General features: G+C 64.5%; 20 protein-coding genes. 4 read left to right on the forward strand and 16 right to left on the reverse strand.

Annotated elements, in window-relative coordinates:
• Window positions 1-843 carry an ABC transporter permease gene (locus DR843_RS10870; RefSeq protein WP_109685757.1) on the reverse strand — a complete coding sequence of 281 codons (843 nt, stop codon included), beginning with the start codon at window positions 841-843 and terminating at the stop codon, window positions 1-3.
• Window positions 844-890: 47 nt separating this feature from the next.
• A complete protein-coding gene (locus tag DR843_RS10875; protein ID WP_425451555.1) occupies window positions 891-1,889 on the reverse strand; it encodes a glycosyltransferase family 2 protein in 999 nt (332 codons plus the stop codon).
• Between the two features lie 49 nt (window positions 1,890-1,938).
• On the opposite strand from DR843_RS10875, the gene DR843_RS10880 reads away from it, so the two are divergent.
• Window positions 1,939-3,072, forward strand: a complete 1,134-nt coding sequence (locus DR843_RS10880; RefSeq protein ID WP_245934089.1) for an LCP family protein — start codon at window positions 1,939-1,941, stop codon at window positions 3,070-3,072.
• Entirely contained in the window at window positions 3,069-4,112 is a 1,044-nt protein-coding gene (locus DR843_RS10885; protein WP_109685759.1) for an LLM class F420-dependent oxidoreductase, read from the forward strand. Before DR843_RS10880 ends, DR843_RS10885 begins: the two co-directional genes overlap by 4 nt.
• On the opposite strand, the gene DR843_RS10890 is transcribed toward DR843_RS10885, so the two are convergent.
• Window positions 4,054-5,346, reverse strand: coding sequence for an acyltransferase family protein (locus DR843_RS10890; RefSeq protein WP_109685761.1), 1,293 nt, complete (start codon window positions 5,344-5,346; stop codon window positions 4,054-4,056). The two genes, DR843_RS10885 and DR843_RS10890, sit on opposite strands and share 59 nt — an antisense overlap.
• Window positions 5,347-5,471: 125 nt before the next feature.
• Between DR843_RS10890 and DR843_RS10895 the strand changes: the two genes are divergently transcribed.
• Window positions 5,472-5,876: a transposase gene (locus DR843_RS10895; RefSeq protein ID WP_245934231.1), complete on the forward strand. Its 405-nt coding sequence runs from the start codon at window positions 5,472-5,474 to the stop codon at window positions 5,874-5,876.
• Here DR843_RS10895 and DR843_RS10900 read toward each other — a convergent pair.
• The 11 genes from DR843_RS10900 to DR843_RS10945 form a co-directional block, all read right to left on the reverse strand.
• Complete coding sequence (locus DR843_RS10900) at window positions 5,826-6,320, reverse strand: very short patch repair endonuclease (protein ID WP_109685767.1); 495 nt, start codon at window positions 6,318-6,320, stop codon at window positions 5,826-5,828. The genes DR843_RS10895 and DR843_RS10900 overlap by 51 nt on opposite strands.
• Window positions 6,321-6,372: 52 nt before the next feature.
• Complete coding sequence (locus DR843_RS20385; protein WP_211310223.1) at window positions 6,373-7,938, reverse strand: DNA cytosine methyltransferase; 1,566 nt, start codon at window positions 7,936-7,938, stop codon at window positions 6,373-6,375.
• 187 nt (window positions 7,939-8,125) lie between these two features.
• Complete coding sequence (gene drmB, locus DR843_RS10910; RefSeq protein WP_109685769.1) at window positions 8,126-9,943, reverse strand: DUF1998 domain-containing protein; 1,818 nt, start codon at window positions 9,941-9,943, stop codon at window positions 8,126-8,128.
• A gap of 4 nt (window positions 9,944-9,947) precedes the next feature.
• On the reverse strand, window positions 9,948-13,106 hold the full coding sequence (locus DR843_RS10915; RefSeq protein ID WP_109685771.1) for a helicase-related protein: 3,159 nt from the start codon (window positions 13,104-13,106) through the stop codon (window positions 9,948-9,950).
• Window positions 13,103-14,641 carry a nuclease-related domain-containing DEAD/DEAH box helicase gene (locus tag DR843_RS10920; protein WP_342767180.1) on the reverse strand — a complete coding sequence of 513 codons (1,539 nt, stop codon included), beginning with the start codon at window positions 14,639-14,641 and terminating at the stop codon, window positions 13,103-13,105. Before DR843_RS10920 ends, DR843_RS10915 begins: the two co-directional genes overlap by 4 nt.
• Window positions 14,620-15,333: a DEAD/DEAH box helicase gene (locus DR843_RS20390; RefSeq protein WP_211310225.1), complete on the reverse strand. Its 714-nt coding sequence runs from the start codon at window positions 15,331-15,333 to the stop codon at window positions 14,620-14,622. The genes DR843_RS10920 and DR843_RS20390 overlap by 22 nt, the downstream gene beginning before the upstream one ends.
• Before the next feature lie 25 nt (window positions 15,334-15,358).
• Window positions 15,359-19,222 carry a sacsin N-terminal ATP-binding-like domain-containing protein gene (locus DR843_RS10925; RefSeq protein ID WP_211310226.1) on the reverse strand — a complete coding sequence of 1,288 codons (3,864 nt, stop codon included), beginning with the start codon at window positions 19,220-19,222 and terminating at the stop codon, window positions 15,359-15,361.
• Between the two features lie 515 nt (window positions 19,223-19,737).
• Window positions 19,738-20,904 carry an acyl-CoA dehydrogenase family protein gene (locus DR843_RS10930; RefSeq protein WP_109685776.1) on the reverse strand — a complete coding sequence of 389 codons (1,167 nt, stop codon included), beginning with the start codon at window positions 20,902-20,904 and terminating at the stop codon, window positions 19,738-19,740.
• A 46-nt stretch (window positions 20,905-20,950) separates the two neighbouring features.
• Window positions 20,951-21,952 carry an LLM class F420-dependent oxidoreductase gene (locus DR843_RS10935; protein WP_109685777.1) on the reverse strand — a complete coding sequence of 334 codons (1,002 nt, stop codon included), beginning with the start codon at window positions 21,950-21,952 and terminating at the stop codon, window positions 20,951-20,953.
• A 1-nt stretch (window position 21,953) separates the two neighbouring features.
• Window positions 21,954-22,442 (reverse strand): 5-(carboxyamino)imidazole ribonucleotide mutase, encoded by a 489-nt coding sequence (gene purE, locus DR843_RS10940; protein WP_109688854.1) that lies wholly within the window; start codon window positions 22,440-22,442, stop codon window positions 21,954-21,956.
• Between the two features lie 19 nt (window positions 22,443-22,461).
• On the reverse strand, window positions 22,462-23,622 hold the full coding sequence (locus DR843_RS10945; protein WP_109685779.1) for a 5-(carboxyamino)imidazole ribonucleotide synthase: 1,161 nt from the start codon (window positions 23,620-23,622) through the stop codon (window positions 22,462-22,464).
• A 32-nt stretch (window positions 23,623-23,654) separates the two neighbouring features.
• Between DR843_RS10945 and DR843_RS10950 the strand changes: the two genes are divergently transcribed.
• Complete coding sequence (locus tag DR843_RS10950; RefSeq protein WP_245934091.1) at window positions 23,655-24,155, forward strand: GtrA family protein; 501 nt, start codon at window positions 23,655-23,657, stop codon at window positions 24,153-24,155.
• On the opposite strand, the gene DR843_RS10955 is transcribed toward DR843_RS10950, so the two are convergent.
• Complete coding sequence (locus DR843_RS10955; RefSeq protein WP_109685781.1) at window positions 24,110-25,063, reverse strand: sensor histidine kinase; 954 nt, start codon at window positions 25,061-25,063, stop codon at window positions 24,110-24,112. The two genes, DR843_RS10950 and DR843_RS10955, sit on opposite strands and share 46 nt — an antisense overlap.
• A 6-nt stretch (window positions 25,064-25,069) precedes the next feature.
• Window positions 25,070-25,744, reverse strand: coding sequence for a response regulator transcription factor (locus DR843_RS10960; protein ID WP_109685782.1), 675 nt, complete (start codon window positions 25,742-25,744; stop codon window positions 25,070-25,072).
• Window positions 25,745-25,752: the final 8 nt, after the last annotated feature.

Below are 25,752 nucleotides of genomic sequence, written 5' to 3' on the forward strand. Positions count from 1 at the left end.
TCAGATCTCCTTGAGAACCGGGGATTCGAGCCTACGGAAAACCCACATGCCGAAGAACAGCCAGAAGACCGTGATGCCCGTGCAGGTCGCCCAGGCGAAGTAGTCCGGCCGGATCTCGGTGCTGAGGAAGCCCAGGCGATACATGTCGTTGATGCCGGTCAGCGGGTTGAACTGCAGGATCAGTTTCGCCCAGGCGTGTTCCTTGTCCAGCATGCCGACGGAGTAGACGATCGGGGTCAGGTAGAAACCCATCCGCAGCATGATCCGCACGATCCGGATGAAGTCATCGACCAGCGCCGTCACCGGCGCCATGACCAGACCAAGACCGACGCACAGGAAGAACTCCAGGATCAACGCCGGTATCCACAGCACGAAGCGCCAGTTGAGGTGGATCTGATCACCGGTGACCGCGAAGAGCAGGATGAAGGCGATCAGGATGGGCAGCGACATCAGGTGCTCGATGCCCTTGGCGATGACGACCCGGATGACCCACAGTTCCCGCGGCAGGTTGGTCGAACGCACCAGCAAGCGCTCGGAGTAGAGCGCGCGCGCGGTCTCGTTGATCGAGTTGTTGAACCAGTTCCAGGCGAGCAGACCGGCCAACAGGAACACCACATACGGCGCGCCCTGGGAGCGGCTGTGCGCGATGTCGTGCGAACCGGTCGTTTTGATGCTGTAGATGACACCGAAGACGAACCAATAGACCAGCGTCATCGCCAACGGGTCGATCAGCGTCCACAGGTAGCCCAGGACACTGCGGGCGTACCGGACGCGCAGATCCCGCCGGACGAGTGTGCCGAGCACCTTGCGGTATTCGACGATCCTGCGGAGACGTTCGAGCATTGACGTGTGATCCTTACGTGGTCGGGCGTGCCGGGTCAGGCTACCCGTCAGTTGCTGGATGTCCCCTGGGTGGTTTCTGGTAGCCGTACCCGGCTGGTGAGGAATCCCCACCCCCAGGACAGATGCATGGTGGCCAGTACGCCGGGTAGCAGCGCCCGCACCTTCGGCGCCTGCCCGCGCGAGATGGCCAGGCCACCCACCCCAACAGCTCCGACGTAACCCAGTGGGATGACCCATAGCGGTCGCCAGACCAGACCGCCCAGCGTCCCGCCGGCGATCGCCACCAGGGCGGTGGGGGGCGCGAGGTAGCGCAGGTTGATCGAACCGCGATGCTCGCGGGCCACGACGCGCCGCCAGGTGCCGTACTGCTTGTACTGGGTTGCCAACGCCCGGAACGAACCGCGCGGCCGATAGGTGACCTTCAGGTCCGGGGTGAACCACACCAGCCCGTCGGCCTGCCGGATCCGGTAGTTCATCTCCCAGTCCTGGGCGCGGATGTAGCGCGGGTCATAACCGCCGACCCGGTCCAGCCAGATGCGATCGAACACCCCGAGGTACACCGTCTCGGCGGGTCCCGGTGCGCCACCTTGTTTGAACTTGACCCCGCCGACACCGATCTTGCTCTTCATCGCACACGCCACCGCACGCTCGAAGTCGCTGGTGCCCTCGGCGTCCATGATTCCGCCGACGTTCGCGGCCTGCTGCTGCGCCAACGTGCGCACGGCGGTGGTGAGGTAACCCGGCGAGAGAATTCCGTGCCCGTCGACCCGCGCGACCACGGGGTACTGCGACTTGGCGATCGCGGCGTTGAGGCCCTCCGGGGTCCGCCCTGAGGGGTTGTCAACCAGCACGATGCGTGGGTCCTGGGCGGCCAGCGCGGCCGCGACCTCATCGGTGCGGTCGTGCGACGGGCCGAGGGCCAGGATCACTTCGATCGGACCGGCGTACTCCTGGGCCAGGATCGCATCGACCGATTCCTTCAGGTGCCGTTCCTCGTTCAGAATCGGCATGATCACCGAAACTCCCAGCCCACTCTCGTCCAGCACCCGGCAAGGCTACCCGGACCAGCCAGGTTGGCCGGTTACCCTCGCCTGCGTGAGCGGATCCGACGACCAGAGAGCGCAACCGATCCCGGTGCGCCACCGACTGCCGTCTACGCAACCCCAGCAGGCCACCCGCACGATGCCGGTCCGGCCCGCTGGACCGAACCGGCCGGCACCGCAGCCGGCGACTGCACCTGCACCTGCACGTAGAAAGCTGCCCCGCAAGTACCTGTGGCGGCGCATCCTCGTGGCGATGGGCCTGGTCATCGCCCTGTGGCTGGGGCTGCTGGCGTGGGCGGGATTCAGCGCGTGGGGTGCGGTCGACAAGATCGCGGCCTTCCCCACCGGGGACCGCCCCGCGGCGGGGTCGGGCACCAACGTGTTGCTGGTCGGCTCCGACTCGCGGGCCGGCCTCAGCAGTGAGGAAGCTCACGACCTCGGCACCGGTGGCTCCAACGTGAGCGAAGGCAGCGCGCACACCGACTCGATCATGCTGCTGCACCTGCCCTCCTCCGGCCAGCCGACCCTGGTCAGCTTCCCCCGCGACAGCTACGTGCCGATCCCGGGCCACGGCCGCAACAAGATCAACGCCTCGTTCGCCTTCGGCGGCGCACCGTTGCTCATCGAGACCCTCGAGGACGCCACCGGCCTGCGGATCGACGGTTACATGGAGATCGGTTTCGGCGGGTTTGCGGGTGTCGTGAACGCCGTCGGTGGGGTGCGGATGTGCTTGCCCGAAGCGGTCAAGGACGACTACGCCCACATCGACCTGCCCGCCGGTTGCCAGACCCTCAACGGCAAGGACGCACTGGGCTACGTGCGCTCGCGGCACGCGTTCGCCGAGGGCGACCTGGCCCGGGCCAAGCACCAGCGCGAGTTCCTCGCCGCACTGATGAGCAAGATCGCCAGCCCGACCAACGTGCTGATGCCGTGGAAGCTGCACAGCATCGGTGTCTCCGGCGCGCAGGGGCTGGCCGTCGACAACGAGATGTCGCCCTGGATGGCGTTGAAGACGGTGTGGGCGCTGAAGGGGATCTCGTCCAACGGAACTTCCGTGCAGGTCCCGATTGCGGGCAACGCCAGCACTAATGTGGGTGACGTGCTGCTGTGGGACAAGACGAAGGCGCTGGCTCTGTTCGAGGCGCTGCGCAACGACACGGCGTTGCCGACCTCGGTGTCGCCGTGAAGCTGGGGATCCACCTCGGGTACTGGTCGGCCGGCCCGCCGGAGCACGCGCAGGAGATCGTCCGCGCGGCCGACGACCTGGGTTTCGATGCGATCTACAGTGCCGAGGCCTACGGCTCCGACGCACTGACCCCATTGGCCTGGTGGGGTGCATCGACCAAGCAGATCCGCCTGGGCACCAACGTGATCCAGTTGTCAGCCCGGACTCCGACCGCCACTGCCATGGCAGCGATGACCTTGGATCACCTCTCCGGTGGTCGGTTCATCCTCGGACTCGGCGTCTCCGGGCCGCAGGTCGTCGAGGGCTGGTACGGCCAGAGCTACCCCAAGCCGTTGGCCCGCACTCGCGAATACATCGACATCGTGCGGCGCACCATCGCCCGCGAGGTCGTCACCTCCGCCGGACCGCACTATCCGCTGCCGCTGACCGATGGTGGCACGGGCCTGGGCAAGCCGCTGCGTTCGACGTTGCACCCCTACCGCACCGATCTGCCGATCTTCCTGGGTGCCGAGGGCCCCAAGAACGTCGCGCTGGCCGCCGAGATCGCGGACGGCTGGCTGCCGCTGTTCTTCTCCCCGCGTAGCGACGACTTCTACCGGGCGGCGCTGGCCGAGGGCTTCGCGCAACCCGGGGCACGGCGTACGGCAACGGATTTCGAGGTGCATGCCTCGGTCCCGGTCGTCATCGCCGACGACGTGGACGGGGCGGCCGACCTCATCCGACGCAACCTGGCGCTGTACGTCGGCGGCATGGGGGCGCGCGGGCAGAACTTCCACCTGGACGTCTTCGTCCGGATGGGCTGGGAGGACGTCTGCGCGCAGGTGCAGGACCTCTACCTGGAGGGCCGCAAGGACGAAGCCGCCGCCGCCATCCCGATGGAGATGGTCGACGACGTCGCGCTCGTCGGCCCGGCGGCGCGGGTCCGCGAGCAGTTCAGCCGATGGGAGCCGACCGTGGTGACCTCACTGCTGGTGCAGGGGGTCACCTACTGGCCGGACCCGCTGCGAGGACTGCAGACCCTCGCGGAGGCATTGCGCTGAGGTAACGCCCGAGGCGCTGACCCGGTCGCTCGATCCAGCGGAACGTCCAGCCGCTGACCACCAGGATCGCCGTCAGCTGCACGGCGAAGACCAACCAGCGGCCCGGAGTTCCGGTGGGCAGACGCAGCACGTGGGTGGCCAGCCAGGCGGAGGCGAAGTAGACGACCATGTGCACCAGGTACACCGAGTAGCTGACCTGGCCGAGCCAGGTCACCGCGCGCGGCCAGCGACGATGCCGGGCAGCAAGGGCCACCGCGAACGTGACCCACGCGGCCACGTAGGCGACCACGAACGCCTGCCAGTTCGGGCTCAGGCTGGAACCAGTCCGGACCCCGCGGTCGAAGAGGAAGCCGCTCAGCGCAGCCGCCAGTGCAACGACCAGGACGACGGCGATGCCCGTACGTCGATCGAGGCGACCGTGCTGGGTCCGGTAGATCACGGTGCCGGCAAACATCGTCGCCAGAATCACGGCGCTTTCGAAGAACGGTGCTCGAGCGTTCAACGCCAGCGCGGCCAGGCCGGTCACAGCCAGGAGCACCGCCCCCTGGCGGCTGCGGCCGGTGCACACCAGCCCCAGACCGCCGATGACGGCGGCGCTCACGGCAGCGATCAGGAGTTGGGTGGCTGTAGTCCAGGTCGGACCCGTCAGCATCTGGGCACTGATAACACCGCCGCCGAGCACCGCAGCAGCCGCTGCGCTGAGCGCGGCCGGTGTGCTGGCACGACGCACTCCCAGCACGAAGAACGCGCTGATCAGGAAGTAGAACACCATCTCGTAGCTAAGGGTCCACATCACGGAGGTGAACCGGTGGGCCCCGGTGAATTCCGACATCAGGGTGAGATTGGCCAGGGTGTTCCAACCGGTGTGATCGAAGACCGACGGGTAGAGCGCGGACTGGTCATCCGGCATCAGCCAGCCCACCACGACCAGGACGATCAAGAGCGGATAGAGCCGGAAGATTCGACCGATCCAGAAGGCGCGTACGTCGCCGCTCCGCTCCAGCGACACCGGGACGATGTAACCGCTGACCAGGAAGAAGAGCATCACCCCGTAAATGCCCAGGTCGCAGTGCTGTCGTAGCCAGTCGCCACCGGGCACGAGCGCAAGCGTGCCGAAGTGCTGCACCACCACCAGCAGCGCAGCGATGGCGCGCAGTCCGTCGAGCCAGTCCAGGCGGGTGCGGTGAACCGCAGGGCTGGTGGCGGTGGGGGCAGTCAGGGTTGCAGAAGTCATCCCCCATGAGGCTGCTCACCGCGATTGGCCACCGGGTACACACGCCCTGAGCGGGCGCTGTGTGCTCAGCCCTTCAGTAGCTGCCGGAGTGGAGTCCAGCAGAGTAGTGCTGGACGACGGACCTGCTGACCCATTCGTCAACTCGCTACTGTCGGCGCAGGTGGTGTGCGGCGCCGGTACCGCGACGGACCGGAGCGGGCAACTCCCGTGGTCGCTTCCGGCACGGCGATCTCGACACCCGTGTTGGGACCCTTGACGTCGCCGTCCGAAGCTGTGGCGAGGGTCTACTAATCTGGGGTGGTTGTTCGAACGCCTGCGAGAGGGCCGAACGCGCACTCACGAGCGTGGTGGGAACTTGGTACTTGCTCGGGGTCACCACGCGGCGGATGGACAAGCTCGTCCGGACGTTGGGCATTACCGGCCTGTCAAGTGACCTCGGCAACTGTCGAGTGCCGCGGTCCAAGTACGGGTGCCCGCATCTAGAGGGGCAGCTCGACAGAACGCGGTCGGTTGGAGCACGGGGCGGTTAGTGGGGCGCCACGGCGAGAAGCCGAACGAGAGCGTCCGCGCACGGTTTCAGCCACTTGACCGGCCGCAGCATTCGGATCTTCATGCTCCCACACCCGAATCACGACCCACCCTGCTGCCACAAGAGCCTCATTCGTCTCAATGTCCCGTTCGCGATTGCGACGTACCTTTTCTGCCCAGAACTCCGCGTTCGCGATCGCGACGGTGTAGTGCTGGGGACACCCGTGCCAGAAACAGCCGTCGACGAAAACGGCGACCTTGGCCCCGAGAAAGACCAGGTCGGCGCGACGATTGAGCTCCTTCAACGGTCGGGCATCGACGCGGTAGCGCAAACCCGATGCGTACACGACTCTGCGAATTGCCAGCTCCGGTTTCGTGTCGCGCCACTGGTTCGCCTGCATGCTCCGCCGAACCTGGGCGCTCGAGGCCCAAGATCGCTTGGTCATAAGAGGATCACCCCCCTGCTGCCGCCGTGCCTATGCAGCGCGCCACCGCGACTCAGGGCCGACTCGGCCGCAGATACTCGTAGATCGCCTGCGCGATGGCCACTCCCAATGGGACCGGCACAGCATTGCCGATCTGCTTTGCGATCGCGGTCTTGGATCCGCACCATAGAAAATCGTCGGGGAATCCTTGAATTTTCGCGGCCTCGTAGTGGGTAATCGGTCGGTTGGCGATTGGATGAAGGTATCGACCTTTCTCCGGTTTGAAAAACTCCGTACGGATAGTCACCGACGGCGCGATCGGACTCATGCGGCCCATGACATCGGCGGCACCTGCATCGTGAGCGTCCCACGAGTCCGTGGAAAGGTACTCGAGAACGGCCCGGCGGCCGCTGCCGCGCTGGAAGGCCAAAACGCGGAATGCTTGGGCCTTGTCTCGCCCGGTGCGTTCGCGTACGAGTAGGCCGTTCCCGTCCTCAAGGTGGACGTGAAAAATGCAGTCCGGTACGGGCTTGCCACCCACCACCTTCCGGTAGACACCGAGCGGGTCAAGACCCCCGTCGGGGTCACGCCACGCTCCCACCTTCTCCAGGATGACATGGCTACCGTCCTCAAACCGACACACATATCGCCCTCTCAGATCCTTTCTATTACCGGCTGGCGGAATGGCCTCGTAGCGAGCTAGCGATATCGGCTCTGGGTTTCTGGTGAAGTGCAGCTCCGAGGTGCGGAACGGGCCCTCGAAATCGACGGGGACCCTCCGATCGGACTGCAGTTCGACGATTCGACATCGGCGATTGGCTGGCAGCTTCGTCCCGGACAGCATCATCTGGGAGGTCTGTCCGAAGAGAGCACCCACCGTGATCCATGCTGGCCGTGGGCCAGCGATCCGCAACCCGCCGGGCTGCGCTGGGTTGTCCACGCGAGCCTTCGAGTGTGTCGGCATCGGGTAGCGCATCCGAATAGGACGTAGATCGTCGACATCGGTACGCACGCCGATCACGATCGCCCGATGACGTACTTGCATCGCACCGTAGTCGGCGGCGTTTAGCAGATAAAGTCGCGCCCGCTGCCTTTTGGAGTCGCCAGCTGTAGTGTGAGGGGGTTCGCGAAGCTCGTAGTTCTTCAGGTCGCCGTTGCCGATTCGTGCCTGTAGGTCGGCAAACTCCGGTGAGCGCACGAATCGATCGACGTTCTCGATCACGAAGACCTTGGGCTGCACCTCGACGACGACCCGGATGAACTCCTGCCAGAGCTTATTTCGCTCGGCTCCAACGCCCTCTCTGTTGAGCCCGGAGAAACCCTGGCATGGCGGTCCGCCGACAACGACATCGACCTCGTCATGCAACCAGGAGGGCCTCCAGCCCACGATATCCCGACAGAAGATCTGAGGCGGCTGGAAGTACGCGTGCCTCGAGGACGCTTTCCCGAAGTTAACGGCGTAGGACGCAGCGGCATCCCTGTCCCACTCAACAGCGCCGACGCTGCGGAACACCGGCCAGCCGCCAGCACCCGGCCGGAACTGGTGGAATCCCTCGGTGAGTCCGCCGCATCCTGCGAAGAGGTCGAGGACCGTGATCGGCTCGGTGCTCGGCCCCGAGTCGGGTGGTACCTGTGCCACCTCAGGATCTTATCCGTGGCGGTCTCGCAAATTTCTGGGAGCCCCACCGAAGCAGGTGTCTTCGCCCGGCGCGTCGTCCGTGTGACCTCTCGGCAAATATCCGTGTTGATGGCCGCCACTGCTAGCGCGCGAGCCTCCGGCCTGGACGCTGGTTCAGGGTGCCGGCCCACCGCTGCCGACTTGCCCATCACCTAATACGGATTTCGGCTCGTGCCTGCTTGAGAACGCCCTCGAACAAACCTTGAACGTTGCGCCCGCCCAGAACGAGCTGGCGGTCAAGGAGCCGGTTCGAGGTCTCGCACGAGGTCTCACTGATCAGTGCGCAACCATGGCAGGCGGACAGGTTGAGACTTCCTGTGCCTTGTCGGTCACTCTCGATGCAAACGGGATCGTTGGAGCAGTAGTCAGCGTCGTCCAGGGCGGCGGTGAGCAGCGGCACCAGCTTCTCGGGTTGACCCAGTCTGACAAGGCCGCCCAGGGTCCCTTGTGCATCGCCGGCTGCGGTGTAGATCAGAACCCCGGCGGTCCGGTCGACACGATCCGAGTTGGAATAGATCCGCTCCTGAAGTGATGCGGAGGAGTAGCCGCTGGCGAAGGCGAGGCGTCGAATGAGAAGGTGCGCGACCGTATGCAGGGCAATGAATCTTGGTTCCGGTAGATCGAGGCGATGCGCCCAAGGCGTCACAGTTCGTCGCTCTGTCAGGAGCCGAGCGCGTGCTTGAACGGCGGGCTGGCTCTCCCACTCGCTGATCCGCTCCTCGTTAAAGCGGATGAAGATGCCTTCGCCATACATTTCGATAGCGGGGTACGCTGGCTGGCGCCTGGCGTCGAAACCTAGATCAGCCGAGACCATCGAAGCATCAGCGCTGCGACGCCTGAACCCTCTGAGCGCCCGCACCTCGCGGACGCGGCGAACTTGACCGATGCCAGCAATGAGGTCGGCAACTGCCTGGGAGGTTCCCTCTGATTGATCGATTCGCCAGCCGTCGACCACGAAGTCACCTTCGCTTGTATCGCGCGCGTGCTTGTCCAACTTATTCAAAAATGCCGCCCATTCGCCGTCCTTAAGGTTTAGAAGAACAGCGTCGTCCACGTCGTCGTCAGCTGCGGCGACGGCCAGAACCTTGTCCGGCGTGACACCGAGTTCGTTCGCGATCCAGCCGGCCACCATCTCGGCTTGCGGTCCACCGTTGTCAGCGACGACCTTCTCGAAGAACATGTGCCCGCGAATTGCGTCGGTCCCGCTGATTGACCTCGGCTTATCCTCTGGAATGTCGAGGGCTGAGATTCGCTCGGCGATGTAGTTGCCCGTAGCACCACGCTGAACTGCGACGAGGTTGTGCTCGCACGGGTCACCGTCCTTTTCATCCTCCCAAGGCTGTCGCCCCTCGCAACGGACGCCGTCACGCTTGAGCGACTCGGTAGCCACGAGGTCCGAGAGCGGCCGCGACCGGCCGCAGCCGCCGCAGGTGACTCGCAGCGACTTGAGACCCTCACCGTGCGTGGCGGTACGAACGAACCTGAGCTCCTTGTAGGCCCGACAGTGCCGGACGGTCTCGGTGACGCCGCTGTCGTGGCCGCGGTGCGCCCACTGAAACCATGGGATGTCCTGGATGTGGCTTCCCCGTTCGCAGACGGCGACATATCGCATCGGTACCAGCGCGCCCTTGCAATTGGCGCAGACGTTGGCCCACTTTCCCTTATCCTTCGCGGTCTTGCGCGAAAGGCGAGTGCAGCGTTCACAGAATCGCCATTCCGGGAAACGCCAGTACAGGAGGCCCTTGGTCGCTTCTCCCGCACGACCGGCGTGGGTTGGTGCCTCGAGCAAAACGCTGGGACCTAGTCGGTCCACGAGGCGCTCGCATTTAATCTCGGCGGCGTACTTCCTGTCCCACCAGGAAGTGTCGGGCGCGATGAGCGACGCACCGCGGATGTCTACAATCGCGCCGACGCCGAAGGGGATGACGGTCTCCGACAGCCTCAGGTCATGCTTGATCCGTTCCACGGAATCACTCCTCAAATGGCTCGCGTACGTCGATTGCGACACCCGGCTCGACCGACCGCATAGAGTCCGCCACGAGCCATCCCTCGCCGGATTGACCGAATCTCTTGAAGAGGGCCGCGTCGTCTGCGCCCTTGCGGTCGTAGAGAAGTCTCGCGCCGTCAAGTCGAGCGCGTTGGGCTCGGTTGTCCCATTCCCGCAGCAACTCCCACACCGCCGCGTCGGTGTTGGCCGTCTCGCTCGTGTCGGAGTCATTCACGATCGCCAAGAAGTGACTCACCAACGTCTCGATCTGCGCCTTCAGGTCGGCGTCGTTCAAGTCCATCCGGGAAGCGCCTGCGTTCTCAGTCAGCGATGAAATCGTGTGGCGCAGAAGCGTGACGAGCGCCCCCGCGAGGGAACGGTCGCGGGACGCCAACGACCATGGCGTCACACTAGTCGGCTCGACACTACGATAGAGCGCCTCGTGGTACCCCCTAAAGGTTTCGAAGTGCGATCGATCTCGAGCTCGGTTGGAGCGGAAAAGCGTGGTCACGATGCCGCGGACGGCACCTCGGCCGACTCGACTGGTCGCCTGGATGTACTCGGCCGTCGTCCTGGGCTGGCCCACCATCAGCATCAGCGCTAGCCGAGGGATGTCTATGCCGACCGACAGCATGTTGGATGAGAGCACCACGTCGATCGCGTCATCCGACTCATCTGCACGGCGCTTCAGTGCACGCAGGTCGTTCGGGAGCTCCTCGGGACCGCGGCGGCTTGTGAGCTCAAGGACCTTGTCAGCGCGCACCCGACGCAGGGATAGCCCAAGACGCTCGGCACGGGGCCTGAGTCGGCTGTTGACGTCATCGACCACCAGCGTGCCAGTGCGACCGAGCTCGCGCAGGCTGTTGTGGTACATCACTGCCGTCCAATAGGCGTCGCGGGTGGACGTGTCGTCCACGTCCGCTTCAAGGACCTCCGGGATCTCGAGGAGTGGCGCTGCCGCCGCGACGACAGCGGACATCTGGGACAGCGCTTGCGGCATCAGCCCCACGTAGAGGCGGCCCACGCCGCTGCTCACAGGCTGGGAGAAGAAGGTGCGGTCGCCGTCCAGTCCAGACGGCGGATAGAGCGCGACCTTGCGGCCGTAAAGACCCTTCACCTGCTCATCCGATGCTCGGATGGTCGCCGTCGAGGCGACGATCTTTGGGGTCGAGCCGCCTCGACTGAGCAGCAATTGAATCACCGCGTCGAAGACCGCGACGGTGGTGCCCAGCGGCCCCGACAGCAAATGAAGCTCGTCTTGGATAATCATGGAAGGCTGGCGATAGGTAGTGCCCAAGCCGAGGATCCTGCTGGCATCGGGGTTGAATTGCAGCCGGGCAAACTTGTCCACTGTGGCTAGCAGGATGGTCGGCGGCTGCTCGTAGATCAGCTCGTCGACGACCACTACTGGCAGCTCGTCGCTGAAGTGGCAGTCTCGGCTAGTGCAGTGCACCAGCACGTCACGACCGACGAGTCGGACACCATACTTCGACCTATCCTCCGACCTCGACGCCGGCAACAAGGCGATACCGCACCACGGGCAACTTTCGACCTGGAACTGGTTAGCCTCCTCGGGTCGCGCAGCTTTATAGAGACGCTCGAGATCGGCCTTGGCTTCGATCCGGCTTCCTGGTGTCACCTCGTTGCCGACCCAGAGACCAATGCTGAACGGAACCATATTGCGAACCCGTGCGTCACCGAATTCACCCGGCCGTCGCAAAAGTTCCATCGCGCAAACGAGGGACGCCGCCCTCTGGAACTGCTGGGCAGTTAGAAGGCGAAGCGTGTACCTCGTTATGACCGCGGTCCCACCGCCCGATACGCCGTACAGAAGACGACGACGGAAGATCTCGATCGCAGCAAGCCCCAGGTAAGCCTCGGTCTTGCCGCCACCGGTCGGGAACCAGATCAGGTCGACCAGTTTGCGATCAGCGTGAGTCTCGTCGATCGTCGAGGAGAGCGTCACGAGCAGGAAGCCGAGCTGGAAAGGGCGCCACCGGGGCTCGCCGCTCTCGCCACCCTGGTTCATCTCCGACTGACGCATCTGAAGGCGCATCGCGGCCATACCAAGCGCGAAGGACGTCCGGATATGACCCTGGTCTGGCTGGCGCAGGAGCGCGATCGACTCCCGCATCCGCGTGACGGCCCTCTCCGATCGATCGACGATACGCCGAGCCACGTTCTGGTCGGCCCCGAAGCCAACGACACGCTGGTCCTGCTCCGACACCCAGAGTCCGAAGGCGTCGACGAACGCCTCCAGTGACGCCAGGACAACATCCGGGTTTGCGTCGAGCTTTGCGAGGTGGGCGAGCTCGAGTGCACCGGCTTCCGGGGTATCGGCTTCAAGGGCGAGCGTCTCGACTGCAGGCACCACGAATGAGGGCACCGGATCGAGCCAGATGCGGGTGCACAGATCTTCCTCGAATGTCCAGTCTGCCGCCATGCCATGGCCGACCGCGTACACCTTGCGGTCGCGATATCGAAGCCTCAGCTCGGCGGCTTCGTCGTCCACGTCAAAGGATCGAGCGGGGTCGTACTCGAGAAATCGCCCGCCATCCTTCAGGGTGACGCTGAGCGCAACCTGGTAGAGCATTTTCGAGATATCGAAACGGTCGTCTCCACTAGACTCTTCCCTGACGCGAACGAATACCGTCGCGAGGTAGACGGAGCCATATGCGCGCCAACGAGACCCGACTTCGACCCCTACACCATTCACACTGATTTGGTGGGGGCCTCGACCGCGGCGCATTTCTAGGTCTTCCACGAAGAAGGGTCGACGCCGCCATCTCGGCGGGCCGTCTCCCTCGACTGCCTCGTAGGTCCCGCCGGCAAGATTGCATACCGCCGTCGCGCGATCAGTGACGAAAGAGATCGCCACGGAAGAGGGTCTCCACTCCTCTGAGACGGGCACCGCGGCGCCCCGTTCTTCGACCTCCCCAGGTGTTTCGACCTCAGCCTCGATGTCAAGGTCGTCCGCATGCTCGCTCTCGGAGCGGTCGATGGCCTCTTGCGGGAAGAGCATGCCGACGGCGTATCGCCGATTTGGCGGGTTCCAGACGACCTCCTCGTCGCCGCCCTCCGGGCCGACATAAGCTTTCCGCAGATGGTCTAACGCCGCTTGCTGGGAACTGGTCAGACTCACTTCGCGAACATCCGATCCTTCAAGAGTTGCTGCAGATTCCGCTTGTCGCGCTTCGATGTGATGATGTGCAGTGACACGCGGGCTCGTGTGAGGGCAACGTAGAGGGCAGCGTTCGCGGCTTCGTCGTACGTCTGGGGTAGGTCGAAGACGACGACGTGCTCCGCCTCCAGTCCTTTCGCGTACCTAGGACTCGTTACGACGAACCCCTCAGGGCTTGTCGTGGGCGGAGCGTCCGACGTTGTGCTAATTATCCAGACGTCGGACCGATGGGCGCCATCCGCAACGATCTGTTGTGCGACCCGATCCGCAGCGCCAATCTGGGCCTCGCCCAGCGGCGTACACCACTGAACCTTCTCGCCGTGAACAATCCCTGGATCACCCACATCCGCCCCGAGGTATTCCTGGACGACGTGCACGATCGCTTTGGTATTTCGAACGTTGAGGTCGAGATCGACGATGATCGCCTCGGAGGCGATCAGGTCGGCGACGTCTTTGTCGTACGCGCCGTCGACGTGCGCCTGGTTGTTCGGGTCAAGGAACATTCGCCATCGACCATCTGCACGTCCGCCAGCAATCAGCGTATCGATTCGGTCCATCGCGTCGGCGGTCATCATGTCCTGCGCCTCGTCGACGAGGACTACGTCGTATGCCCTTTCGTTCGGCAACTCGTGGAACGCAACTAGGTCAATGCTCCGACCCGCGATATGTGGCTTGAAGAAGCCCGTTAGAGCTGGCGAGTGGAAGGTGATGAGGACCGACCTTCCCTGGTCGGCCTCCTGCTTAGCTGCCTCAACGAGTACCAACGACTTGCCAGTTCCTGCACCCCCGAACACGAGCACGCGAGGGTTGCGGGCAAGTGCTGCCAGAACGCGCGACTGACCTGCGGTGGCACGACTCTGCTCTTCGAGGACGGCTCCCCGCCGGGCGTCGATCACGGGCATCCTGGTGAACTCTCCGAACAACCGCGACCGCAGGTCGCCCATCCGCGCGCGCTTCTGTCCGTTCGGTGCTATCCGTCCGTTTCGGACCACCCCGTCGAGCGCGCCTTGAAGGCCTGCGGCGCTCATATCGTCGCGTGCGAGCCAGTGCGTCGGGAGCCAACCGACCGCGCTCGGTGGGGAGTCGATGTCAGGGGTGATGACCACGGCCTCGTGAGCGAACCAGCCTGCGCCCTCTTCTCGCAGGATGTCCCGCAACGCGTAGGCCGCAGAACGGGCCTGTTCCATCGGGGAGCCCGACAACTTATGCCAGTCGCCTCGTCGGTCGATTGAATACCAGACGCCATCATGCCTTCGTACGCCGCCGCCCTTGACCTCGATCACTACGACGACGCCCCTCCACAGCACGACGAAATCCGCCTCGGCCTGCTGCTTGTAGGCGTGGGAGCGGAGATCAACAGAGTGGAAGGCGACGGCGTCAGGGTCACCCTCGACGTCACGCAACAGTCGCGCCACCGTGCGCTCGGCGTTGCTGGAAGCGCGACTTTCTATGTCCGCAAGTGCGGGTACCAGGATCACCCCTGCTGCTCCGTCCACAGCTGGGCGTAGTCGTGGTATCCGAGGAAATCATTCATGGCACCCCAGTTATCGGCAACATCGACAATGAGGCACTCTTCCTTGCCGCCATTTTTCGGGCCTCGCAGACCGCGGCCAGCCATCTGGATGTAGGCGCTCGGACTGAAGGTGGGGCGCGCGATGTAGAGAGCCCGCACACCGGGGGCGTCAAAACCTTGGATAAGGAGGTCGCAGTTGGCGAGGACCTTGATCTCACCTTTCTGGAATCGCTTGATGACATCGCGACGCTGTTGGCGGCCGGTCTGGCCGCTAACCGACTCGGCCTTGATACCCCGATATCGAAGAGAAGCAGCGAGGACCTGTGCAGATAGAACGCTCGGAGTGAACACGAGGATCGGCCACTCAGGATCCTGGTCCATGATGTGCTCGACGAGGATCTTCATACGGGCTTCACTTCGACCGAGACGCTCGTAGAGGACGCGATCGATCACGTGTGACGAGCGGATCCCCGCTTGTTCGCTGGCACTCAGGATCACGTCGACGCCGGGCAAGACTTCGTGCTTGACGCTAGCGAGGACACCTAGGCCCACCAAGTGCTTGTACGCGTCAGTTTCGAACGCGTACAGGCGGTTGTGCCCAAATCGGGCCGCAAGCTGCTGGGTTCTCTCCGTGTCACCGATGCTGCCCTTGAAGGGGGTCGCGGAAAGGCCCACGAGTGGCCGCTCCCAACTGCGTCCATCAACCCCCGAGCCACCGCAGGATTTGAGTGTAGCGCGTTGATCCGCCAGCCCGATGGGCCTCGTCTATGAACACGACCGTTGGTGTCTTGAGCCACTCATACTCCGGCAGGCTCATGATTGCGTCGATCTTGGCATCTGTCGCCACGATCACGCTGACCTCGGTGTCCGGCTCATGGACCTTGTTGTTCTCCCATAACCTGCCGATCGTTAACGGCCGCTCGTCGCCAAGGTACCGCCACACGGTCTCGAAGGTTTGGACGGCCTGCTCGCACAACTCGATGGACTGCGCGATCCACAGAATTGGCCCGCTGAGAACCTCGTCAACGAAGAGGCGAAGCACCGTCTGGGTGGCAACGCGTGTCTTGCCAGCTCCGGTGGGTAACTCGACCATCCCCTTCTGTGCAGGGCCCTGGTCGGACGGTTGCGTCAGCACGACGCGCAATTTTTCGCTGATCTGCTTCTGGAAGGTGTGAAGGTCGTTGAGTTTGACCGCACCCGGCACTACGAACTCTTGCGGACGGGACCGCGCTCGCTGGCCCGCGTACTCCGCGGTGAAGCCCATCTTGCGCACCCATGAGATCGCCGCAGGTGTGCCCGCCCAGGCGGTAGGGACGTCCGAGAATCCGAGCTCCCGGAAACGATCGGCGAGAATCCGGAGCGAGTCGGAGCCATAGACCACCAGCAACAGCTCTGCGACCGACGTGTTGTCGTCGACCAGTCCTTGCGCTTCGAGCGCCGACCACAGGCCCGTCGGCAGGGCATCTCGAAGATCATCAGATCCGATATACAGCTCGAGGCGTTCGGCATCGGAGTCAACCAATTTCGCTTGAACCCTCAGATCCTCGAGCTTGTGGTCGAGGCCCGCCTTGATGACGGCGGCCAGTTGCGGGTTGTCTAAGCGAAGCTCGAACGCTGCGTTGATGAACTTGAGGACCTGAACGTCATCGGCGTCGCCGCGAACCACGAGTTCGCTTCCGTCGAGGTACCAGTCGATCGGCTGGTCTTCGACCCCGTCTTCAGTAGTGACGCGTTTTGCGATCATCATCGCCCGCGCTAGCTTGACTCGGTTGAGCCGATCGGACCCGACCATGTTTCGGAGCCCGGGGTAGACATCCAGCACGGGCTCGCTGTTCTGTCGTCCCTCGATGATCTCGGAGAACGCGAAGCTGTCTTCAAAACGGCGGCAGCCCACCAACTGGATTAGCTCAGCGACCTGATCCTCGCGAGCCCGCAGGTAGGGACGCTGACGCGCTCGCAGGAAGGTCTCCTGCTCGTCGCTCGTCGCGATGTACACCGCATCCGGAGAGAACGGCTCGATAGTCCGGGCGATACGTGCTGGAATGGTGGAAGGCTTCGTGCCCTCGAATCCCACCTTCGTCGCCGCAACGATGAAATCGAGAAGAATTTCATCCTTCACGGCCGGAGGGAATAGCTTCCCTTGCAACATCTCGCGCATCAGATTTGGCGGAACTTCGCTTAACTCGTCGGGGAGGTCTAGGATCGCGGCGGCTTGTGATGGCCCTCGGAACAATGGCAGTAGCCCCTCGTAACGAATGAGTGAGGGCGCGACGACGGCCGCGGGTGGGCGAACGCCATGAGTCGATATCACCAGTCCTGCCGTCCGAACCGCCCACCTGAGCGGGGAGTCGACTTCGTAGGTGCGCCCCGTCGCAAGGTCTTCGCACCACCAGTTGTCATCACCTTGCGCCAGTAGTCCAGCCGTCCATGACTCTAGAACGCTGGCCGGAGCCTCGGCGTCTCGGAGCATGAACAGGAGAGAAAAGGGTCCGGGCCCCCTGGAATGGTCGAACTCGACCGTCTCCACCGGCCGTTCTCCGGGGCCTTTGTGCCGGTTCAGTTCGTCCAATACCCACAGCAGATACTCGTCGTAGAACGGTTCATCCTCAAGTGGATATTCCTTGATCGGGCGCCGAATAACACCAAGCTGGTAGGCGACGTCCATAGAACACCGATGCTTGTCCAGCAGCCGTGGGGCGAGTTCCGCTCCAAGTGCGACGTCCAAGTCGAACACTTGTTGGGGCCAGGCCCACCCCCCGTCGACCGTGGGCACCTTAACGGGCGCCTTCGCTGCCAGCATCACTCGGGCAGCTGCCTGAGGCGACAGGTCGAGGGTTGAGTCCCAGACCTTGGCCAGGTCATCCGGGTCGGGCACGCTGTCGAGCTTTGCGAGGCGGGCGGTGAGAATGGCCTCCGGGTCGAGGTCACGGAAGCCCCGCTCTTGAAGGATTCTTTCCACACTGTGCTGCTTGAGGAACGCGGGGGCGACGAATACAGCGTCCTCGATCTCAAGGTCTGACTCGCGATGGAGGAAGACCACGCGGTGATCCGCCAAGGCGCGCATGCCGCTGCTGGTAGGAATGACCTTGGCCTTGTTGATATCCGGGAGGCCGGGGGAACTGGCGACTACTCGCAAGGCGTCCGCCGCCGAGACCGGGTCGTTCCCATCCGCCCACTCGCGTAGCCAGGCGAGCAATCCGCGCGAGGGCAGGTGGGTCAACGCACGGCTCGGGTCGCGCGTGTCTGCGTCCGGACTTCGGCCGAGGATATAGAGGTCACGAAGGCGCGTGGAACGAGTGCCGGTCTGGTAGCAGAGCCAGTGAGGTACGTCCTCACCGGTGTTCGGCGACTTGATCCACGCGTAATGCACCGCTTTGTCGAAGGTGACACTGAAGTCGAGCGGCTTGAGGGCGTTCGCGGTGCGCAGGACGCCCCTAGCGTCGGGGATCAGTTCGCGTCGGGCGGCGATCTGCGGGACATGGACCGTCAGAAGTTCGTCTCCGAAGCTCAGGGCCTCGCGTCCTCTGGCTGGCATGAAGTCTAGGTGCCCCGCGGGATCTTCGGAGGTACTCAAGCGGGGCATGATGTCGACGAACATCTCTGCGACCGTGAGGAGAATCTCGCGGTTGTAGTCGTTCCGCAGGAGCGTCGTACGGTCGTCGTTGACGCTCCACGGCGCGTTGAATAGAGCCGATGCCGAAGTCTCGTCCTGCAGCGGGAAGTACGACCAGAACTGTCCTCGCCGCTGATTTCGCTGGTTGACCGGGACCGCCACGGTGACCTTCACCCGGGACCGAGAGACGGCCTCGCCAACTTGCCTACGCGCCGCAGTCGACGGCTCGTGCATTCGGCTCGCGACGATCCACTCGCTTGGGTCCTCACCCGTGGATTCGATGCTGAATCGTCCTTGTCCAAGATCACGCGAAGAGTGGTTGGCCGCATACCCGCCTCCACCGACGACCCTGAGCCGCACTTCTCGGACATCCTGAACAAACAAAAGGAACTCGGAATGGAAGTCTTCGATCTCGTCCCGGAGCCGGCGCAGATTTTTGGCGCAGGGAAGGCGGACGACTGTAGTTGCCCAAACCGCCATCTCCGCCAGAATCGGATCCTCGGCAGCAGCCCGGCTGAAGTCCGCGACGTTGGCTGTCCGCAGTATCGGCAATCTCCTAGCGGACGGCTTCACGTCGCGTAGTTCTTTCTGAGCCTCCGGCGTATTGAATTCGAAGGAGATCGAGCGACTGAATACCTGGGGGGCATCGGAAACCGCGAGGACCGACTTGAACCCGAGCCCGAACCTACCGATCTCATCACCACGCTTGGCACTCAGATAGGCCATCGAGATCGCTGTCAGACCACTGACCGAGAACGGCCGCCCGGCGTTTGCGCAATACAGGATTTCGTTCGCCGTGTCGAGCACGATCTCTACGCGTCCCGTGGCGACTCCGCTGTCCTCTGCGCCCACGATTGCATCGGCCGCATTCTGGACCAACTCGAGGAGCGTTCGATCCGCGTACCCACCGGTCCTGATCGATTCCTCGAGATTCGCATGCTCGTCGATCAAGTTAGGCTGTATTCGGTAAGAGTCGATAGCCCGCCGGAACTGGTCGTTCACCTCCCGCACGAGCTGGGCGTCAGGAATCCAAGCTTCGCGATCAAACGACACTGTGCAACTGCTCCTCAACCGAACCGGGGGCTATCCTCGCGTGCCAGGCAAAGGCTGGGCGGCGCACATCGGCAGTCCGATGCGGCGACAACCCGTGATGCTGCGCCGCTCCTCGCGCGGTCGTGTTTGCGATGTTAACGGCGGAAGGGTCTTTGTGGGGCAAATCACACGAAATATGGTCCGCCCGGGGGAATCGACGATTCGCAACCCGTCCGATTGCGCTTGCGGGCGAGCAACTCGCATCCGGAACTTCGAAGACAGTCAGGGCCACCGTTCGCAACGGTCCCCCTCCTCCGACACTTGCACGGGCACACAGATCACCTTCTGCAGGATCTCACTGTCGCGATGTTTGCCAACGATGGTCGTGACACAAAGAACCGCAGCGTAGATCCATCACGGCTGAGGCTGTGTGCTCAGCCCTTCAGCAGCTGGCGGGCCATCACGACCCGCTGGATCTGGTTGGTGCCTTCGTAGATCTGGGTGATCTTGGCGTCGCGCATCATCCGCTCCACCGGGTGGTCCTTGACGTAGCCGGCACCACCGAGCAGCTGCACCGCGTCGGTGGTGACCTCCATCGCCACGTCGGCCGCGAAGCACTTGGCCGCCGCACCGAAGAAGGTCAGGTCCGCGTCGCCGCGCTCGGACTTGGCGGCGGCGACGTAGACCATCTGTCGGGCGGTCTCCAGCTTCATGCCCATGTCAGCCAGCATGAACTGCAGTCCCTGGAACTCCGCGATGGCCTTGCCGAACTGCTTGCGCTCCTTGACGTAGGCGATCGCGTAGTCCAGCGCACCCTGCGCGACGCCGATCGCCTGCGCACCGATCGTGACACGGGTGTGGTCCAGCGTCCGCAGCGCGATCTTCAGACCCTCACCGGGCTCGCCGATCATCCGGTCCCCGGGGATGCGGACGTTGTCGAAGTGCAGCTCGCGGGTCGGAGAGCCCTTGATGCCCATCTTGCGCTCGGGGGCACCGAAGGTGAATCCTTCGTCGTCCTTCTCGACCACGAAGGCGGTGATGTTGCGACCGCGCGGACCGTCGGGGTCGGTCACCGCCATGACGGTGTAGAACTGCGAGACACCAGCGTTGGTGATCCACGACTTCTGACCGTTGAGGATGAAGTCGTCACCGTCAGCGGTGGCCTTGCACTTCATCCCGGCGGTGTCGGAGCCAGCTTCGCGCTCGGACAAGCCGTAGGAGAACATCGCCTCACCACGAGCCACCGGCGGCAGATACTTGGCCTTGACCTCTTCGGAGGCACCGAGAATGACCGGCATCGAACCCAACTTGTTCACCGCCGGGATCAGCGAGGACGACACGCAGGCCCGTGCGACCTCCTCGATCACGATGCAGGTGGCCAGCGCGTCGGCGCCGACCCCGTCGTACTCCTCCGGGATGTGCGGGGCGTGGAAGTCCGAGGCGACCAGAGCGTCCAGCGCCGCTTGGGGGAATTCGCTCTTCTCGTCCACCTCCGCCGCGTGCGGAGCGATCTTGTCCTCCGCGACGGCACGGACCGCGGCCCGCAGCTCCTCGTGCTCCTCGGAGGTCTTGAACAGGTCGAAGTCAGTGTTTCCGGTCACGCTCTGAATGCTACCCGCTTGGACGTCCTACTAAGCAACCGCTTAGTTAGGTGGTCACGAGCGGGATGACTTCCTCGCTGAACCGGCGCAACGCCGTATCGTCGTAGGCGGCGTCCGGGAAATAGCAGATCGCATAGTCCATTCCCACCGACTCGAGACCGCGCAACGTCTCAGCGATCTGCTCCGGCTCACCGACCAGTGGTTGCTCCCGCAGCGCCGCCGCGGCCGCTGCTGCTTTCTGGGACCCGAGGTACGGCGCGTACCGCTCCTCGACGCGTCGCACCGTGGCGTCGACCTCGGCGGGTGATCCGATCAGCACGTTGTAGTTGGACGACCGGGTGATCGAGCTGAAGTCGCGGCCAAGATCCTCGCAATGCTGTTGCAACACGGCTGATTTCGCCTCGAACTTGCCCGGCGTGCCGTCGAAGTTGGTGTAGTCGGCGTACTGCGCCGCGATCTTCAGCGTGACCTTCTCGCCCCCGCCGGCGATCCACATCGGGATCCGATTGGCCTCGCTGGTGGTCTGCACCGGCTGCGGATGACACAGGGCCCCGTCGACCTGGTAGTACGTGCCGTCGAGCGTCGCCGAACCGGTCGTCCACATCTGCCGGAAGATCTCGACTCCCTCCCGCAAACGCCCCAATCGCTCACCCGCAGAAGGGAACCCGTAGCCGTAGGCCCGCCACTCGTGCTCGTACCAGCCGCCGCCGATGCCCATCTCGACGCGACCGCCGCTGATCAGGTCGACAGTGGCGGCGACCTTCGCCAGATAAGTCGGTTCGCGGTACCCCATGCAGGTGCACATCTGGCCCAACCGCACCCGCGCCGTCGACGCGGCGAACGCGGCCATCAGGGTCCATGCCTCATGGGTGGCCTGATCGCTGGGCTGCGGCGTCGTGTGGAAGTGGTCGTAGACCCACAGCGACTCCCAGTTCGGGTCCGCGTCGATCGTCGAGGCCAGCCCCGACATCACGTCCCATTGCTGCGCCGGGTCGATCCCGACCAGATCGAAACGCCAGCCCTGGGGTACGAACGCACCAAACCGCATGTCAACTCCCGGCAATCTCTGATCGAAGCGACGCCCCCTTGGCGTGCGCCTGGTCCCGCAAGGTGGACTGGAAGTCCACCATCGCCGTACGCACCTGCGCCGCAAGCGAATCCGTGCCCGAGGCGATGATTCGGGCAGCGAGCAGGCCCGCGTTGCGGGCGCCACCGATCGACACGGTGGCCACCGGCACCCCCGCGGGCATCTGGACGATGGACAGCAACGAGTCCATCCCGTCCAAATACTTCAGCGGCACCGGTACGCCGATCACGGGCAGCGGGGTCACCGCGGCCAACATGCCGGGCAGGTGGGCGGCTCCCCCGGCTCCGGCGATGATGACGCGCAGGCCCCGGTCGGCGGCCCGCTGGCCGTACTCGATCATCTCGGTGGGCATCCGATGGGCTGAGACCACATCAGCCTCGAAGCCGATGCCGAACTCCGCGAGCGCATCGGCAGCCAGTTTCATCACCGGCCAGTCCGAGTCGCTGCCCATCACCACGCCAACGATGGCCTCACTCACGAACGGTTCCTTCCAGATAGTCCGCTGCGTGCCGTCCGCGCTCACGCAGGTCGGCCAGATCGGTACCGGTCAGGTTGACGTGACCGATCTTGCGACCAGGTCGGACGGCCTTGCCGTACAGGTGGATCTTCAACTCGGGATCGCGGGCCATCAGATGCCGGTAGGTCGGGTAGAGGTCCTCATCCTGGCCACCGAGCACATTCGTCATCACCGTCCACTGCTCGCGTGGCCGGGGCGAACCCAACGGCAGATCGAGCACCGCGCGCAGGTGCTGCTCGAACTGGCTGGTCACCGATCCGTCCATCGTCCAGTGGCCACTGTTGTGCGGGCGCATGGCGAGCTCGTTGACCACGAATCCACCCTCGGGCAGTTCAAAGATCTCCATCGCCATCACCCCGGTCACCCCGAGGTCGCCGGCAATCCGCAACGCGGCTTCGGTGGCGCGTGCGGCGAGATCGGGCACCAGCTGCGGGGCGGGGGCGAGCACCTCGGTGCAGATGCCGTCGGTCTGGACGGTGTGCACCACCGGCCAGGCGGCCGCCTGCCCCGAGGGGCTGCGTGCCACCAACACGGCGAGTTCGCGGAGGAAGTCGACGGCCTCCTCGGCGAGCAGGGGCTCGCCGTGCGCCAACCAATCGGCCGCCTCCTGCGGCGAGGACACCAGCAGGACACCTTTGCCGTCGTACCCGCCGGTCGGAGTCTTCAGCACCACCGGCCAGCCGTGCTCGGCGCCGAACGCGGCGAGTTGCTCCGCCGTGGACACCGACGCCCACGCCGGGCAGGGGATCGCCATGCTCGTGAGCCGCTCGCGCATCGCCAGCTTGTTCTGGGCGAACACCAACGCCTCCGGGGACGGATGCACAGGGACGCCCGTGGCCACCAGCGCGTGCAGGACGTCCTGGGGTACGTGCTCGTGGTCGAAGGTGATCACATCGCAGTCGCGGGCGAACTCCAGCACCGTGTCGACGTCGGTGTAGTCCCCTACCGGCGCTGAGGGAACCACCAACCCCGCTGCCGACTCAGGGGTCTCGCAGAGAACTGACAGGGTGATATCGAGATTGACCGCGACCGGTGCACACATCCGCGCCAACTGGCCACCGCCGATGATGCCAACCACTGGAAAGCCGCCTGGAGCCCGTCGCGGTGCCGTCACGCCGCCATCGTAGGGGTTTACCCTTGGACATCGTGCGTACCCGACTCATCGATGCCTTCCACCGACTCTGGCGAGAGTTGGCCAAGTTCGGAGTCATCGGCGCCATCTCGTTCGTGATCGACCTTGGTGGCTACAACCTGCTGATCGCCGGCCCGATGGCACACAAGGTGACGACCGCGAAGATCATCAGCGGGGCGGTGGCGACGGCCTTCGCCTGGGTGGGTAACCGGTTCTGGACCTTCCGGCACCGGCACAACCGCCCGGTGCATCACGAGGTGTTCTTGTTCTTCGCCGTCAACGGCGTCGCCCTGGCGATCTCTGCCGCGTGGGTTGCGTTCGCGCACTACGTCCTGCACGCACACGGCACCTTGATGCTCAACGTGCACGCGTTCATCGGTATCGGCCTGGGCACCATCTTCCGCTTCTGGGCCTACCGAAACGTGGTCTTCGCCAACGAAGACGTCGATGGGGATGGCCCGGAAGCGGTTCAGGAGCGCGATTCGGAAAGGAACAGCGCGAACACCGCTGGATGAGCCGAGCGCAGTTCCAACCGACCCCCGTTCGCTGCGGCGAGGTCGCGCGCCAGCGCCAGACCCAGCCCGGTGCCACCGGTACTGACCCGGCGTTCGAAGATCCGCGGCGCCAGCGCGGCGTCCACGCCGGGGCCATGATCGGACACCTCCACCACGACCGAGGGACCGTTGCTGCGGGCGCGGACCTCGACAGTGCCTGCTCCGTGGGTGAGTGCATTCTCCAACAGGGTCGACAGCACCTGGGCGAGGTCACCTCGGGCACACAACACCTGCAGCCCACGCTGGCCGGTCACCCGGACCGCCCGCCGCGCCCCGGTGAACGCCGGCTGCCACTCCCGCTGCAGGGCCGCGATCACCGAGTCCAACGACACCGTCTCTGCCGGTTCGTCGTCCTGGGTGCGGGTGCGGTGCAACAACTGCTCCACCACTTCGGTCAACCGCTCCACCTGCTCAATGGCGACGTGCGCCTCTTCGTGGATCAGCCCGATGTCGTCGGTCTCGGCGATCTCGTCCAACCGCATCATCAGCGCGGTCAGCGGTGTGCGCAGTTGGTGACTGGCGTCCGCCGCGAAGTCTCGTTCCGCGGCGATGCTGCGGGACAGGGAGGCTGCGCGATGCTCGAACACGGCAGCGATCCGGTCGAATTCCTCGACCCCACTGTTGAGCGGCGGCCCGATGCTGCCCACCCGGGTGTCCTCCGCTCGGCGTACCAACTCATTGACCGACGAGGTCACCCAGTCGATTCGTCGCACGGTCAGCCACGACGCGACGGCGAACGACAGCACGGCGACGACCAACACGACCACGCGCGTCGGCCAGTTGGGGGCCACGACAACCCCTGCCACCGTCGGCGGCAGTCCGGCGCAGGTGAGGGATAGCACTCCCTCACGGGTCAGCCGCCGACGCACGTCAACTCAGGTCCCCTCTGGCTGCTCGAACCGGAAGCCCACACCGCGCACCGTGGCGATGAACCGCGGATTCGTGGCGTCGTCACCGAGCTTGCGGCGCAACACCGAGACATGCATGTCGAGTGTCTTGGTCGACCCGTACCACGAGGTCTCCCAGATCTCCTGCATCAGTTGCTCGCGGGAGACCACCTTGCCCGCTTCACGCACCAGGACCCGCAACAGGTCGAACTCCTTGGCGGTCAACTGCAATTCTTCGTCGTCAATGAACGCCCGGCGACCTTCGGAGTCGATGCGCACGAAGGCCTGGTCGTCTTCCGTGATGGGTTGCCGCCGCAGCAGGGCACGGGCCCGCGCGAGCAGTTCAGCGAGCCGGAACGGTTTGGTCACGTAGTCGTCCGCACCGGCGTCCAAACCCACGACCGTGTCGACCTCGTCGGCACGCGCCGTCAGAATCAGCACCGGCACCGGGTTGCCCGCCGCGCGCAGTCGACGGCAGACCTCCAGACCGTCCAGTACCGGTAGCCCGAGGTCGAGGATCAGCAGATCGGGGTTGTCCTCGGCCCCTCGCAGGGCAGCCGCTCCGTCGGGGGTGACCACGACGTCATACCCCTCGCGACGCAGAGCGCGGGCCAGAGGTTCGGAAATCGTCGGATCGTCCTCCGCCAGCAGTACCCGTGTCATGTGGTGGA

The organism is Branchiibius hedensis, assembly GCF_900108585.1.
In the GTDB taxonomy this organism is placed as follows: domain Bacteria; phylum Actinomycetota; class Actinomycetes; order Actinomycetales; family Dermatophilaceae; genus Branchiibius; species Branchiibius hedensis.